Source organism: Sulfitobacter sp. W027 (assembly GCF_025143985.1).
Lineage (GTDB): Bacteria > Pseudomonadota > Alphaproteobacteria > Rhodobacterales > Rhodobacteraceae > Sulfitobacter.
Genome location: NZ_CP083564.1, coordinates 2,031,697 through 2,046,376 on the forward strand (window position 1 = coordinate 2,031,697; position 14,680 = coordinate 2,046,376).

Below are 14,680 nucleotides of genomic sequence, written 5' to 3' on the forward strand. Positions count from 1 at the left end.
ATGGGTCGCGTCCTCCAGATCACCGACAAGGGCCCCGGCAGTGGCGGCATCCGTCGCGTGGTTGAGGATCACGCTACTTTGTTGTCTGAAAAGGGGTGGGTTGTCACACGGCTGTTGCTAACTGCCGCGCAGTCCCGCGATCCGCACGAAGAGACCGCCCCCGTCCCCTTCGGCCAGCATGCGCGGGTACAGGCGGTCAGTCTGACCACGCTGAAGCAAGCCGCACGCCATGCCGACATTATCCATTTGCATCTGGGGCTAACGGCGGTCACGCCAGACCTAATCCAACTGGCTGCAGACATTGCGCCTTTGGTGGTCAGCCTGCACGACATTGCACCGTTCGAAATTCCTTCAGAGCCCCCCCCCCCTCCTCAAACCCTGGCAAAACGGTTAGCGCGCTGGCGGCACCGCCCCGCCCGACGCGCGGTTTGGCAGGCTGTCTGCGATAACGCGACGATCATCCACGCGCCGAGCCGTTATCTTGCCGATCTCGCGCAGCAGGCCGGCGCACCAAGCGCCCGGCTGATAATCGTGCCGCATAGCGTCCCTCTCCCGCAAACGAGGCCTCCTGAGCTTGCCGATTGCCCACCACTGGTGGTTTACGCCGGCCTACTCTCTACACAAAAGGGCGCTCATTTGCTGCTGCCCTGCCTGTGCGCACTGCCAAGTGACACTAGGCTGGCAATTTGCGGGGACGGCCCGTTGGCCAACACAATCGCCCGTAGCCTCGCGCAACTTGATTTGGAAGAACGTGTTACCCTGACTGGGCGTATCGACCATGCAGAGGTGCTGGCATGGATGGGGCGAGCTCGCGTGGTGGTGCATCCTTCACTTATTCCGGAAGGCTTCGGGCTAACCATACTTGAGGCTATGATGCTTGGGCGTCCCGTCGCTGGCTTTGGCAAGGGAGCCACTGTTGACTGGTTGACCAACGACGTCACCGGCTTGGTCGCAGAACCTGCCAACGCAGATGCACTGGCCGGGGCTGTGGAGGTCCTGTTAAGAGATTTTGGCTTCGGTGCAAGGCTAGGCACCGCGGGAGCCGCAAGGGCCGCTGCTCTCTGTTCGCCCGATACGGTGCAAGAAGCGCTGATTAGATTGTACCATACCGCTCTGGCGAGAGACAAGGTTCTGGTCTCATGAACTTCCTTATGCTCACCACTCTCGATGTACTGGGCCGCCGCAACAACCGCGAACACCACGTAATTGCGGCGGCCCGCCAGAGGTTTGATCAGGTCACCGTCGTGTTTCGCAAACGCGGCGCGGCAGATCGAAGATTTGGCGCGATGATGACAACCGACCGGATGGCCGAAATAAAAGGCAATGTGACCTATATCGGTATCAACCCCTTGCTCAACCCGCCGGACGGTGCAGTGCGCGCTAGGACTCAATCGGAAGATAAGAACGGAGGACACCTGCGAAGGGCAGTAGGTCACGCGATGGATAGTGCAGCAATCTTGCGCGACAAGATGACGATCCGTGCACTACATGATGCCGGGCTGTCAGTGACCGACAGTGCTCCGCTGGTGACTATGGCCCTTGGTCCTTGGGCTGCCAGAGCCGCGGAAAGATTAAGAAGTTCCGGGCATATCGGGCCCTACGTTTATGTCGACCGCGACTATGAACCAGGGTTCATGACGTCGCCCCTACGCAGGGCTTGGGCGATGGCACAGGAGCGGCGCGCTGTTCGGCAAGCTGACTTGACGTTATGCATCGGACGTCGGCTGGCGGGGCGCTTTGAGAACATTCGGGGGTCCACTATCAAACTGTCCCCTACAGGCGTTGATTCGGGCTCTATTCCGCAGCGCAGCCGCAAAACCCCTTGCGCTAAGCTACTGTTCGTCGGTGAAGTTGCTCCCTATAGCGGGATTGAAGAAGCTATTGCCGCACTGCCCGCCATCGCGACACATCAAGCGGACGCAGTTCTGCGGGTGATAGGACCGGTGCAGGATGGATATCGTGCCTACCTCGAACATCTTGCAGATGTGGCGGGTGTTCGGGATCGTATCTTTATAATGGGCAGTCGCGATCGCAGCGAGGTATTTCAAGAACTTGACCAGGCCGGGATCGGGCTTGCTGTCTTTCAACCCCATCCACTGCGCATCCATGCGGCACCGCTTAAGGTGTTGGAATACATGGCGGCCGGCCTTCCTGTATTGGCGCTTGAGGGATCCGAAGCAGGCGATATCGTTACGGGTGCCGGAATTGGGCTAGTCTGTGCCTGCACCCAAGCCGGGATTATGGATGGTGTGCTGCGACTGTTGGGTGACAGCGCGGGATACATTGCATTTTCACTTGCTGGCCCCCCCGCTGCTGCCGCCCGGGACTGGGCCAAAGTCATGCGAGACGAATTCGCGCTTATCGACAGCCTCTATCAGAATGGGCGCGGGACAGGATGACGGATACCCATATTCTCATTGATGCCATTAACGACAACGCAGATCCGCGAGGGCCGGATCGGTACCTGCTGGAATTGCTCCCGCATCTGCTATCCGTCGATCCATCCACGCGGATCACCCTGCTCTATGCGCCATGGCAACGGGCTTTTTCTGCTCTAACCGCGATAGACCGATTGACCACAGTTGAAACCCCCACTCCACGCAAGCCGCTCGGACGGCTGATTTGGCACGCCACCTGCTTTGCCGGCATCGCGCATAGCCACGCCGCCGATGTGGTGTTCTTGCCTAATTTAATCTGGACACCTCGCCTACGGATACCCAGCGTCATAACTGCGCATGATTTGTTACACTTTCGTACGCCGGAAAAGTTTGGAACCGTCAAAGCGGCCATTCTGCGTCGGGTGATCCGGCTCGCACTGGCTCGGGCTTCCCGTGTCATCGCCGTATCTCAATTTACCGCATCTGACGCTGAAACCTTTGCCGCCGTGCCACGCGACAAACTGCGCGTTGTGCTTGAAGGCGGGCCCGATCCACGCCCCCGCGATAAAGCTGCTGTCGAACGTCGGTTCCTATTCGTGGGCAAAGTCGAACGCAGCAAAGGCATCAACACCTTGATTGACGCGTTCATAGCCAGCGAAAGGCTTGCGCAGGCCGGCTATGGGCTAGTCATAGTCGGACCACCTGGCAATGCATCCAGCGATATCGCCGCCCGTCTGAACGCACTTGATCCTGTCGACCGCGCGCGTATTGACCTACCGGGATTCGTGCCAGAAACCACGCTTGAACACCTATACCTGACATCGCGGGCCTTCGTCTTTCCATCCGTCTCCGAAGGGTTTGGGCTTGTCCTACTCGAAGCGATGGCGCGCGGTGCTCCAGTGATCGCCGCTAATGCAACCTCCTTGCCTGAGGTGCTGGGCGATGCGGGGCTTTTGGTTCCGCCAAATGATAGCACGCGACTGCGCCTCGCTATGGAAAGGCTGGCGTTTGATGATGCGCTCTGTGACGATTTACATGACAAAGGGCGTGCACGACTTGCCTGTTTCGCTTGGGAAAAGGCAGGGCGCGAGACATCGCAAGTGTTGCAGGAGTTTATGCAATGAGCCCCCCAAACGTAAGCGTAGTTATTCCGCTCTATCAAGATGCCTCATCCATCGCGGTAGTACTGAATGCACTGAATGCGCAGGAAAGCGCCATTGCCTTCGAAATTATCGTTGTCGATGACGGATCGATGGACAGCGGCCCGGAAATTGCGAAGGCTGCTGGTGTCACCCTGCTGTCGCAGGCTAACGCAGGCCCGGCGGCGGCGCGCAATGCTGGTGCCGACCGAGCGCGAGGTTCGATAATTCTCTACCTTGATGCCGATTGTGTGCCGCCAAGAAATTGGTTGGACGATATGAGCGCGCAAATGCTGACCGGCGGTTTTGACGCAGTCGTTGGCACGATTTGCCCGGCGAACGATGGGGTCGTGCCTCGCTTAATCCAATCCGAAGTCGCTGATCGCTACCGCACGATGGCCCATGCCTTCGACGGAGTTGATTTCATCGCCGCACCGTCCTGCGGCACCACACGCGCGCTGCGCGAAAGACTGGGTGGGTTTGACGAAACGCTTCGCCAAGCCGAGGATGTGGAAATGGGCTATCGTATCTCACAGGGTGGTGGGCGTATTGCATTCGTGCAATCCGCCCCCGTTGCACATCACCACCAGACGACGTGGCAGCAATTCATGTGCGTCAAATATCGCCGTGCCATGGGCCGCATTGAAGTCCTCAACCGCTACCCAGATAAGCGTCGCGCAGACGACTGGACGCCATTGCAGTTCAAGGTCCAGGTCGGTGCAATTGGTTTGGCGGGAATAGCACTGGCGCTTGCGTTGTTAATGTGGTCGCTGTTCTGGGTCATGATCGCGTGTGCGCTTGGCGGGGTAGCAGTTATCCTCGGTTGGCCGCAGGTTAAGACGACGGCGGTGCACATGCGCGGTCTGGTGCAATGGCCGGTAGGCCATGTGATCGGTATCGGGTTCGTCCTGGCACGCGCTGTCGTCATCATTGCTGGCGTGATCACCCACAAGCTGCGCCGGGTGATGCCGCGACGCACCAATGCCTAAGCTCGCTCAAAACCGTCTTCTCAGACCTCTTGTCTGGGTGTTCGTACCCCTCTTGGCTGCGACCGCAGCAATGATTGAACCGCTCTTCGGGAATGGCTTACCCTCCCTAGTGCAGCGACCGTTCGGCCCCGAAAGCCCCCCCCTGCCGCTGCTGCCGATGCTGATGCTTATTACCATTCTAACGATGCTTGCTATGCGGTTCATTGGCAGAGTTGCAAGCTTTGCGACAGTAGCGATGTTCTGCCTACTCGCAGCCTCGCAACTCAATGGCATAGGCTTCGGCCCGCTGGATACATTCGATTTTGCGCTGTTTGGTGCCTTTCTCAGCTGGGCCGCGACCCTCGCGCTTGACCCCACGCGCCCCATCCGATTTGGATTCCTGCTGTCTATGGCGCTTCTGATCGGTGTGCTGGCACTAGCACATTTGCCGGTGATGCGGCCGCGCGCATGGATTATCGGCATGATCGGCGTGATACGGATCTCGTTGATAGCACTTTTGGTCGTCGATCTGTGCCGTGACCAGGCGAGCTTGCGCCGCGCGATCAATCTATTCATTATCGTGGCCGTCGTCAGCGCTATCATAGGCATTGCGCAGTTTTTCCTCGCGCTGACCGGTATCTGGGTATTCACTTTCATCAACCCACCCGAATCTGCATTCAAACCTACGCCGATTGGTTTTGTAATGCGCGCTTCCGCCCTGTGCATCACAGCGCAGCATTTTTCCTCCTTTCTCGTCTACGCCCTGCCCTTCGCGCTGTGGAGGCTAACCACCCGGCCAAGCTTGACCGCAACTGCGGCGGCCGTCGCGCTGCTGGCGGGGGTAGTTGTTTCTTGGAACACTGGCGCGATCTTTGCCGCGGCTCTCGTGATGCTCGCTTTCCCGTTTTTTCGTTGGCCCGAACGGACTGCGGTATTGGCAGTCGTACTCACAGCGGGACTGTCGATTGCGTATTTTTCGGGTTTCCTTCAATTAATCTATGATGTGACCTTTGGCGATTCAGGCGTATCCAAAGGGATCGACCAACGTAAAACACTCTTTGCATTAGGTATCGATGAAATCGCTGCTAATCCGTTTGTCGGTACTGGCTTGGCAGGCTTTGATACCGTTGATGGTAATTTCTGGGGTCGACCTGTCCACAACGCCTTCGCCCAAGCCGCTACTGAATTGGGGGTGCTGGGTTTAGGCACGATGATTGCGCTGTTCACCGTACCGATGGTCTACCTGTCCGACCACATGTTTTCAGCCGATCCATCCGGCTTAAGCCGCTGCGCGTTCTTGGCGGTTTTAGCTGCGCTGTTGCTGGCTCAGTCAGAACCCAATTTGGATCAAAGTAATCTGTGGCTGCTGCTGGCGCTCACCCAAGCCACGATCCTATCCAATCGCCAACCCGAAAGCCGATCACAGACCACAAAGAACATTTGTTAACAAAATTGTCACAAGGAGGCTGTCTAATGCCAATTGATGACTTCACCAGGCCCACTGCAATCGTCACAGGCTCTGCCGGTTTTATCGGTTCGTTCGTTTGCACCACCCTGCTGAAAGAGGGATGGAGAGTAGTTGGCCTTGATTGTATGTCGGACTATTACGACGTCGCCTTGAAGGAACAACGAGAGAAGAGCCTAACTAATTTCGAACATTATCGCTCTGTTCATGAAAAGGTCGAAACCTCTGGGTTGTTGCTGCGGCTTTTTAAAGAAGAGAAACCTGACGTCGTAATTCACCTCGCGGCGCAAGCCGGAGTACGCTACTCCATCACAAATCCGCGAGCTTTTTTGGACAGCAATATCGTTGGAACTTTCGAACTGCTGGAGGCTGCGCGCGCCTACCCCCCACGCCATACACTATTAGCGTCAACCTCATCGACCTACGGTGCTAATGACAAGATGCCTTACCGCGAGACGGACAGATCCGATCATCAAATGTCCTTCTATGCGGCATCGAAGAAATCTACAGAAAGTATGGCACACAGCTATTCACATCTGTTCGACATACCAATCACAATTTTCCGATTTTTTACCGTATATGGTCCTTGGGGGAGGCCCGATATGGCGCTATTTAAGTTTACTCAGGCAATACTAGAAGGCGTTCCGATCGATGTGTACAACAACGGCAGAATGCAGCGGGATTTCACTTATATCGAAGATCTTGTCCATGCAATTCGGCTTTTGGTCGACGTGACACCGGAGCACCCAAACCAAAACCCCGTTGAGACCGACAGTCTCTCACCTGTCGCTCCTTTCCGCGTAGTAAACATCGGAAACTCAGGTCCAATTTATCTTGCCGAATTCATCGCGGCAATCGAAAGCGCTACCGGCAAAGTAGCCGAATGGAATCTCATGCCAAAGCAACCGGGCGACGTGCCAGCAACATGGGCTGATGCATCTCTGTTAAAAAGTTTGACCGGCTATGCTCCTCAGACTCATATAACAACCGGCGTTTTCAACTTTGTGAACTGGTACCGAGACTATTACGGCGTTTAGGAGGTGATCCGATACATACAAGCCATCTCTTAAACATGGCCCCACGTTCCCAGGTTGATGTTAGAAGGCCAAAATGAACCAACAACTGCCAAACCTGCCGACCACGGATAAACGCTCGTTGAACGGAAGGAGAATTGCTTCCTTAAAACGGCAACCGCTGATCTATCGCATGGATGGAATGGCCAGTGTCGGTTCTGTCAGACCAATGCGAACTAGTCTCTGTTATCCAGCAACCTCAATCTGTTAGGCTGCGCAGAGACCGCGCCAGTCGGTGAGAGCAGCAGCGCGGTTCAGTTTGAAATTTGATCGGCTGTAAAGGTGGCGCTCCGCGTTGAAATGGTTGTGGACTGAGCCATGAACGGCGGCGAATTTCTGTAAAGTTCGCATGCGCCTAAATCGAAGCATGGCCCGCTCTCTTCGCCTAAATGGTTGGTGTGAATTCTCAGCGCGATTATTGAGCCATCGGCCGGTTTCCTGTTTGTCAACATTGCCCACGACGTTGATCGCCGCGCCTTAGGAACGTAGCTAATCGGCGACGAAGATATGTGGTCGACCAGGACGTTTCATTGTTCTTCGCAAGAATTTCCCTGCTGCCTTTCGATCTCGGCGCGTTGTGACAAAGCTTTCCAAGACTTCCCCCTCGTGATCCGCAGCCCGCCAAAGGTAGTGCGTCTCGCCGTTGATCCTCACGAAAACCTCGTCCAAGTCCCACTGCCAATTTGAATATGCGCGCATCTGGCTGACCCTTTTCTTGCGGATCTCTGCGAAAAACAAATGGCCAAATCTGTTCCACCAAACTCGAACCGTCTCATAGCTGATGTCGATGCCGCGTTCGTTCAGAAGGTCCTCTACGTTCAGGAGCGAAAGTGGAAACCGAACATACATCATCACGGCCAAGCGGATGATCTCGGGGTTCGTCTTAAAGTAGCGAAATGGGCAGCGTTTGGTCATCCCACGACGCTGAATGCTGGCCCTGCACGCCTCAACAAGTTTTCTTTCGACAGCGCCGATGCCACCAATACCGGATCGTTTCGTGGCAGACATTTCAATTATTTTTCTATTGGATCGAAAGGATGATAGAATTCTCTTCTGGAGAATGCGCAAATGGGCGGTAAACAAATGGATTTCGGTATCTCTGGCGGCACAAAAAAGCTGCTCAGAGACGGGCTGCACCGCATTTGCACGGCCCAGCAAACCCTCGATCGAATTCTGCCGATCAAGCATAAATTTGGGATTACCCGCATTGCGAATGTTACAGGTTTGGATCGTGTCGGGTTACCGGTTGTATTGGCCATCAGACCCAATGCACGCTCCATTTCGGTATCTCAGGGAAAAGGTTCGACGCTTGTGCTTGCCAAGGTCTCCGCTTTAATGGAGGCGATCGAAATCTGGCATGCGGAGCATTTTGACCGACCAGTTTTCTTTGGGCGTTTTGACGATCTGTCTGAGCAACATGATTTTATTGACCTGACACGACTGCCGGAAGTTCGTGGGCGGACCCGCGACAGCGCAGAACGCCTACACTGGGTCTACGCACAGGAATTGATGAGCGGTAGAAAGGTGCTGGTTCCCGTAGAAATGGTGCAAGCTGATTACACCCACCCGCTCTTTCCCGGCACAGGTTGTTTTCCCTCAAGTACCAACGGTCTGGCCTCGGGGAACAGTGAGCTTGAGGCGACATGCCATGCGATATGCGAGGTGATCGAACGTGATGCTTTGGCTTTGTGGCATCATGGCTCTCCCGACGCGCAGAAGTCGTCCCAGCTTAACCTAAGCACCGTCGATGATCCAATTTGTTTGGAGGCATTACGGAAATTCGCGGAAGCTGGTCTGGAGTGTTATGTATGGAATGTGACGTCCGATGTCGCAGTGGCCACCTTTATGTGCGTGATCTTTGACTGCCAGTCAGAAACGGACCATCTCGGGCTAGGATCAGGAACCCATCCGGACCGCTCGGTCGCGCTGCAAAGAGCGCTAAACGAAGCGGCGCAGACGCGGTTGAACTATATCTCCGGTGCCCGAGAGGACCTGTCATTTGAAGAATACAGCGCGTCCGGCCGAGCGCAAAAAGCGACGGAATTTGCGGTTGCTCTTAGCGGACCGATGCCTTTACTGAAATTCTGCGATGTCCCTTCATCCTTCAACATTGATCTGGAAGGTGATCTTGAGTTTCTCAAGAAGTGCTTGTGGAGTGCTGGAATCAAAGAGGTTGCTGTTGTCGGTCTTGGGCGTGAAGAATTCCAAATTTCAGTTGTACGGGTGATCGTGCCGGGGCTTGAAGCTCCACATGACGATGAAGGGTATGTCGCGGGCGCCCGCGCCCGCCGTCTGAGTGGAGAAGGAACTATGGGGTGATCGTCTTTGCCGGGCCATCTCTTTGCGATACCGACTTCTTGCAGGGTTCCGCACTTGAAATCCGGCCCCCCGTGCGTCAGGGCGATGTCTATTTGGCAACGCTCGAAAAACCGAAGGCGATCGGCATTATCGATGGGTATTTCGACGGAACTCCCTCAGTCTGGCATAAGGAAATCCTATGGGCGATGTCACAAGGCATTACAGTGCTTGGCGCGTCCAGCATGGGTGCCTTGCGCGCTGCTGAGCTTGATACATTTGGCATGATTGGTGTTGGGGCGATCTATGTCGACTACCGCGACGGAATATTGGAAGGCGATGATGAAGTCGCACTAGCACACGGACCGGCTGAACTTGGTTTCACGCGGTTAAGCGTTGCAATGGTTAACGTCCGGGCAACTCTCAAGGCAGCGGTTCTCGCAAACGTACTTTCCCGGCCCGAAGCCGGTGAGTTAGCTGTCCGGGCCAAGAATATCTTTTTTAAAGACAGAACATGGGAGAGCGTTCTGTCTGAAACTGATACGGAGCTAAACGACCGCGAATACCTAAAGGCTTGGATTGCAGCGAACGAGGTGGATCAGAAACGCATTGATGCCGGATTTCTTCTGGAGCGCATGATCACGGTTGGGTTGGAAACACCTGACATCGACTTTCATTTTGAGCGTACCGATCTTTGGGTCCACGCCACCCGGACTTGGAAAAGTCGCCAATCGAAGAGCAATAATGAGGACAGCGGCACTTACAACCTATTGGGGAATACCAACTTTCTCAGCTAATTTCAGTCGGCCTGTGGTAAGCTGCGTCTCAGAAATTAAGGCGCACGCAGCGAGAGGGAAGCAAATCCATGCAGGGCACGCGGTTCCGACTGTTCCCTCAACCCCAATTTCTGAAAGATTTTGCAAAGCCAGAAATTGTTCTTGTCTCATCCGTCGCAGGGAGCCTCGGGCCGGGCCCCTCGGATGATCGCATGTATGCAATATTTCCCATTGGTAAGACCGACCCCTATGGTATTGCGCCTGACGGTTCTGCGGTTTTGACACCTGCATGGCAGGGACAGGTTGAGGATCCTGCTTATCCTGACGAATACGGCAATTTCGACTACCTCGAACCTGGCACTCCACAATTCGAAACTGCGCACCTTTTCGGAACTGTTCGATTTGTGATGGATATTTGGGAGGGATATTTCGGACGGGAGATTCCTTGGCAGAGCGATGGCACTTATGACCGCGTCGAACTGACCATCCTGCCCTCGCTTGAAAACGCCTATTCCGGCTTTGGATTTCTTGAGATGGGCGGCGACCGTAGCGATGGGGGATATACACCCTTCAGTCTCAACTTTGATGTTATTGCCCATGAATTGGGTCACGCGATAATCTATTCTGAAGTCGGCGTCCCCGATCCAGAAAACGTGACCGGGGAGTATTTCGGGTTTCACGAAAGCGCTGCCGATCTTGTTGCGCTCCTCTCGTCGCTACACTTTAACTCGCTGGTAGATAAACTGCTCGAACAAACGCGCGGTAATCTGTACACGCTTAACGCGGCAAGTCGGATCGCCGAACTGTCCGAAAACAAGCAGATCCGAGTCGCCGCCAACGACTCGCGGCTGAGTGATTTTGCTAAGGGCTGGGTCAAGGAACACCATCTAGCCCAGCCGCTTACCGGTGCATTCTTCGATATTTTCGTTGATATCTTTCATGAGATGCTGCTCGACTACGGTGCGATTTCACCTGAGCTTGAAGAGTTGTCCGACAAATTGTTGGCCACGCCTGAATATGCGACTGTCATGCAGGCTATGTTCGACGAAGCGTTTGCCGCCAATCCGACAGCGTTTAAACTGGCCCTGGTTGATGCGCGTGACATCTTGGGGACCTATCTGGCGGACACCTGGAAGGAGTTGAAAAATGTTCAACTCGATTTTGTCGAAGTGGCTGATTTATTCGTGGAAATTGACCGCCGACATACGGGAGGCCGATTTGCACGGCTGATCCGCGGCAACTTTGATATGCGTGACATCGGCTATGTGAAAGTCGGGCCACAACTCCAGCCGCTCGACAAGGGCAGTCACGCAAACTCCGTGCGGACTATGGTGCCGATGGACTAAAACGGAATACTGCGCTACAATTTCAATACTTTAGGTTGAATTTCCTTCCAGAATTCTCATTTAAGGAATGTCGCTATGAAAGAGTCAATCCACTCCTCAGCAACGATCGTTATATTTGGTCGTGTGGTTGATGATTTGCAGGTGAGCAGTTCTGCGGAAGATAAAAAGGCAAAGAGAGACCCGAAATTTGCGCGGGCCTATGGCTTTACTTTTGACGGCACGTATCTCGAACTGACGTCTCCTGTACTCTTTCTTGTAGATGGAAATGGCGAAGAGGCGGACGATATCGAGCTTCCGGGTCCTAATCCGCGCGATAAGAAGTTCTATGAAAACCTGCGCGCTTGGACGGTCAAGCGCACGGATGAGACGATCCGATTGGATGTAGATTCTGGTAGGTTCGAAACCCTTCTGCCCGATACCGGCGGCGATGGCGGGGCTGGCGTGTCGGGTGCGCGCGTATCAGGCGCTCGGGTTTCAGGAGCGCGCGTATCAGGCGCTCGGGTATCGGGTGCGCGGGTCTCGGGTGCTCGGATCAGCGGTGCACGCGGAGATGCCAGCGACTGATCCAATTAGCGTTTGCTGGCCATACTATTCTTTATAGTCCAGCACGTTTTAAGCCTTCCAGAAAGTGCGCAACGTCTTCTGGATATTTGTCCGGTTGAACATCGGCCCAACGTTCGGCCGCAAAGTCCGGATGCGCTCTGCGCACCCGATCCGCTTCGGACTGGGCTTCGTCTTTTCGCCCAAGGTACGCATAGGAGGCAGCTAATATACGTCTTCCTTCGGTCGGATTTTGCATCTTTTGGATGGTTTTGATCGCGTCATCATAGCGCTTAAGGTTGAAATATGCCCCCCCGAGGTGCCAGACATATTGATCCGGATAAAATGGGTTGAGCCGCATAGCTTTCTGTAAAAGATCGATGGACTCTTCTGACCGACCTGAATGAGCTAATGCGTCAGCCATGTCGGACATCACATTGGCATCGTTGGGGTTCAATTTCAGAGCACGGTCATAGGCATTGAGCGCCGCGTCATGCTCCTTCCGGTAAAGGTGCGCAAAGCCCAACTCGCCGAACCCGCGCGCATCGCTTCCATCCATTTCAATGGCGCGCTGCGCAAATACTAGGGCTTCGTCAAGCGAGGTCGCGGTGTCCTCAGACCAGTCGTAGCGCCAGATTAAATTGGACGTCCGCGAACTTGCGGCGTAAGCTCGTGAGTACGAATTGTCACTCTTCAAAGCGGCCTCAAACAGCGAGCGGGCGTTTTGCACGTCTTTTTGCGTGTACCGTGACAAATACCTTTCACCCCTGAGCACTATCTCATAGGCCAGCAAATTTGCGGGCGGCAGCAGGCGCGTTCGTTCTTGTTCAGTAACCTCGATTTGGGCCGCCGTCGCCGACACGATGACTTGATTGATTTCGTCCTGCAAATCAAAGAGGTCTTCGATATTGCGATTGTATTGCTCGCCCCAAATCGTGCGGTTCAGCAGCGCGTCCAGTAGCTGGATGGTAATCCTCAACCGGGCTCCGGATTTTCGGACGGACCCCTCTACAACGTAGCGCACCCTCAGTTCGCTTGCCACTTGCTTTGGCGCTTTGAGGCGGTCGCGGTACATGTAAGCGGAATCGCGAGAGATAACGAAGAGATTGTGGAAGCGCGACAGGCTGGTGGTTACGTCCTCCGTCAGGCCCTCAGCAAACCATCTGTCGTCCTCGCTGTTGCCCTGAAACTCGAAGGGCAGCACAACAATGGACTGATTTGGAATAGCCCTTTCCCGGTAGTCGACAGACTTGTTGATATCGCGCCTCAATCCCGGCGTCATTGCCGCGGAGGCCGGGTTTTCATGAACCTGAAAGACATCGACTGTTTTGCCGATATTTTTGAAATCCTGGCCGCCAAGATATTCGTACCCATATTGAAGGTTGTTGCTGACATGATCGTAGGTCGCGCCCGAAATGCAAATTCGTCCGGGATTTGAAAACGCCTCAATCCGGGCAGCGATATTGATGCTTTCACCCGAAATATCGTCTCCCTGAACAAGAACTTCGCCGAGATTGATGCCGAAGCGAAACCATATCTGTTCGTCTGCGGACAGGCTCTGGTTCATCTCGCTGCAGATCTTCTGCATCTCGACAGCGAAGGTGACGGCATCAACGGCGCTTTCAAAAATCATGAACGCGTTGTCACCCGCCGACCCCTTAAATTCCCCAGAGAACGCAGCGATCCCGCTCCGAAAAATATCTAGCCGCTCTCGCACTGCGTCTGCGGTTCCCTCTTCGTCGAAGCTCATCATTCGGCTAAAGTTCGCAACGTCTGCGAATACTATTGCAACCAGCCTCCTCTTCTTTCTGGAGGTCGAACGCGCTGATGCTTTGAGCTTACTCACCTGCGTTCGTCCAGCATGTGGGCTTGAACACGACCTGGGAATTCTGCGTTAAAGCTTCAAAAACCGACTTCCGTGTTTGCTCCCACTCAGAACAAAGCAGCCCGGCAATAATGACATCACGCCTTTTGCCGTCCGAGAACCACCCCCCCCCGAAACCGCCCCTCTTCCTGAAATCCTAGCGAGGTGAGAGCGGACCGGGTCGCTGAATTGTCTTCTCTGTAATAGGTCGACAACCGGTATAGCCGAAGCTGCCTGAACGCGAGTTCCAGCAGGCTGATCGACATGGCCGTCGCAAGGCCTTTCCGGCGAAACTGCCGCCCCACGAATGCGGGAACGATGGCATCACCGTGGATGTAATTGATGGCCTCCAGTCCCGCGATGCCCGCCGGCCGCCCATCGGCGCTGATCGCGATGAACCAAAAGGCTGTCGGGTTGGTCGCGTACTCCAACGACTTTTTCCAGCTGCCTTTCATAGCGTCCAGATTTGTTGGGATGGGATTGCTTCGCTCAAACAGCGCTACATCTTTGAAGTCCCAAAACCATTCGGAAAACGTCGATATATCGTCCAAAGACATCGGGCGGAATGTAAAGCAATCAACACTTGGTTTCGCAGCCATACGGTTTCGCCCTTGTCTTTCCGGCCAATCGAAGGGAAACCAATCAAGCAGTCGGAAAAGTTTGGTATGACACCCGCGTGGCACTCACTAACACAGTTTTCTGATGTAACTCCAACTGTACCTGTTTTTGCGTCCTGATGCCAACTTTCATCGCCTGTCGACCGCGGCTCGAACGCAAAGGATCGGTTTTTGGGCGACCTGAGCCCCGGCCTCACGAATGGCCTAGTGAGATGTACG

General features: G+C 54.7%; 12 protein-coding genes and 1 pseudogene. 10 read left to right on the forward strand and 3 right to left on the reverse strand.

Annotated features, from left to right (window positions below; genetic code table 11):
* The 6 genes from K3759_RS09945 (at position 1) to K3759_RS09970 (ending at position 6,987) form a co-directional block, all read left to right on the forward strand.
* Positions 1-1,143, forward strand: coding sequence for a glycosyltransferase family 4 protein (locus K3759_RS09945; protein WP_259981490.1), 1,143 nt, complete (start codon positions 1-3; stop codon positions 1,141-1,143).
* Entirely contained in the window at positions 1,140-2,399 is a 1,260-nt protein-coding gene (locus tag K3759_RS09950; protein ID WP_259981492.1) for a glycosyltransferase, read from the forward strand. Before K3759_RS09945 ends, K3759_RS09950 begins: the two co-directional genes overlap by 4 nt.
* A complete protein-coding gene (locus K3759_RS09955; protein ID WP_259981494.1) occupies positions 2,396-3,502 on the forward strand; it encodes a glycosyltransferase family 1 protein in 1,107 nt (368 codons plus the stop codon). The genes K3759_RS09950 and K3759_RS09955 overlap by 4 nt, the downstream gene beginning before the upstream one ends.
* On the forward strand, positions 3,499-4,506 hold the full coding sequence (locus K3759_RS09960) for a glycosyltransferase family 2 protein (RefSeq protein WP_259981496.1): 1,008 nt from the start codon (positions 3,499-3,501) through the stop codon (positions 4,504-4,506). Before K3759_RS09955 ends, K3759_RS09960 begins: the two co-directional genes overlap by 4 nt.
* A 70-nt stretch (positions 4,507-4,576) precedes the next feature.
* Positions 4,577-5,932 (forward strand): O-antigen ligase, encoded by a 1,356-nt coding sequence (locus tag K3759_RS09965; protein ID WP_259981498.1) that lies wholly within the window; start codon positions 4,577-4,579, stop codon positions 5,930-5,932.
* Between the two features lie 26 nt (positions 5,933-5,958).
* Complete coding sequence (locus K3759_RS09970; RefSeq protein WP_259981501.1) at positions 5,959-6,987, forward strand: NAD-dependent epimerase/dehydratase family protein; 1,029 nt, start codon at positions 5,959-5,961, stop codon at positions 6,985-6,987.
* Positions 6,988-7,230: 243 nt separating this feature from the next.
* Here the strand turns inward: K3759_RS09970 and K3759_RS09975 are convergent.
* Positions 7,231-7,938: pseudogene (locus K3759_RS09975) on the reverse strand (IS6 family transposase).
* 153 nt (positions 7,939-8,091) lie between these two features.
* On the opposite strand from K3759_RS09975, the gene K3759_RS09980 reads away from it, so the two are divergent.
* From K3759_RS09980 to K3759_RS09995, 4 genes are all read left to right on the forward strand, one after another.
* The gene (locus K3759_RS09980) at positions 8,092-9,342 is read left to right on the forward strand and encodes a YcaO-like family protein (protein WP_259981504.1); all 1,251 of its coding nucleotides are present in this window, start codon (positions 8,092-8,094) and stop codon (positions 9,340-9,342) included.
* Entirely contained in the window at positions 9,339-10,115 is a 777-nt protein-coding gene (locus tag K3759_RS09985) for a TfuA-like protein (protein WP_259981505.1), read from the forward strand. The genes K3759_RS09980 and K3759_RS09985 overlap by 4 nt, the downstream gene beginning before the upstream one ends.
* Before the next feature lie 68 nt (positions 10,116-10,183).
* Positions 10,184-11,440 carry a hypothetical protein gene (locus K3759_RS09990; protein ID WP_259981508.1) on the forward strand — a complete coding sequence of 419 codons (1,257 nt, stop codon included), beginning with the start codon at positions 10,184-10,186 and terminating at the stop codon, positions 11,438-11,440.
* 75 nt (positions 11,441-11,515) lie between these two features.
* Entirely contained in the window at positions 11,516-12,004 is a 489-nt protein-coding gene (locus K3759_RS09995) for a hypothetical protein (protein ID WP_259981511.1), read from the forward strand.
* 31 nt (positions 12,005-12,035) lie between these two features.
* Here the strand turns inward: K3759_RS09995 and K3759_RS10000 are convergent, their stop codons facing one another.
* Positions 12,036-13,733, reverse strand: a complete 1,698-nt coding sequence (locus K3759_RS10000) for an adenylate/guanylate cyclase domain-containing protein (RefSeq protein ID WP_259981512.1) — start codon at positions 13,731-13,733, stop codon at positions 12,036-12,038.
* A gap of 209 nt (positions 13,734-13,942) precedes the next feature.
* Positions 13,943-14,443, reverse strand: a complete 501-nt coding sequence (locus K3759_RS10005; protein WP_259981514.1) for a GNAT family N-acetyltransferase — start codon at positions 14,441-14,443, stop codon at positions 13,943-13,945.
* Between the last annotated feature and the right edge of the window lie 237 nt (positions 14,444-14,680).

What these genes read in the sequence shown, in the direction of transcription:
- K3759_RS09945 (WP_259981490.1), top strand. Translation starts at nt 1, where the DNA reads ATGGGTCGCGTCCTCCAGATCACCGACAAGGGCCCCGGCAGTGGCGGC.
- K3759_RS09950 (WP_259981492.1), top strand. Translation starts at nt 1,140, where the DNA reads ATGAACTTCCTTATGCTCACCACTCTCGATGTACTGGGCCGCCGCAAC.
- K3759_RS09955 (WP_259981494.1), top strand. Translation starts at nt 2,396, where the DNA reads ATGACGGATACCCATATTCTCATTGATGCCATTAACGACAACGCAGAT.
- K3759_RS09960 (WP_259981496.1), top strand. Translation starts at nt 3,499, where the DNA reads ATGAGCCCCCCAAACGTAAGCGTAGTTATTCCGCTCTATCAAGATGCC.
- K3759_RS09965 (WP_259981498.1), top strand. Translation starts at nt 4,577, where the DNA reads ATGATTGAACCGCTCTTCGGGAATGGCTTACCCTCCCTAGTGCAGCGA.
- K3759_RS09970 (WP_259981501.1), top strand. Translation starts at nt 5,959, where the DNA reads ATGCCAATTGATGACTTCACCAGGCCCACTGCAATCGTCACAGGCTCT.
- K3759_RS09980 (WP_259981504.1), top strand. Translation starts at nt 8,092, where the DNA reads ATGGGCGGTAAACAAATGGATTTCGGTATCTCTGGCGGCACAAAAAAG.
- K3759_RS09990 (WP_259981508.1), top strand. Translation starts at nt 10,184, where the DNA reads ATGCAGGGCACGCGGTTCCGACTGTTCCCTCAACCCCAATTTCTGAAA.
- K3759_RS09995 (WP_259981511.1), top strand. Translation starts at nt 11,516, where the DNA reads ATGAAAGAGTCAATCCACTCCTCAGCAACGATCGTTATATTTGGTCGT.
- K3759_RS10000 (WP_259981512.1), bottom strand. Translation starts at nt 13,733, where the DNA reads ATGATGAGCTTCGACGAAGAGGGAACCGCAGACGCAGTGCGAGAGCGG.
- K3759_RS10005 (WP_259981514.1), bottom strand. Translation starts at nt 14,443, where the DNA reads ATGGCTGCGAAACCAAGTGTTGATTGCTTTACATTCCGCCCGATGTCT.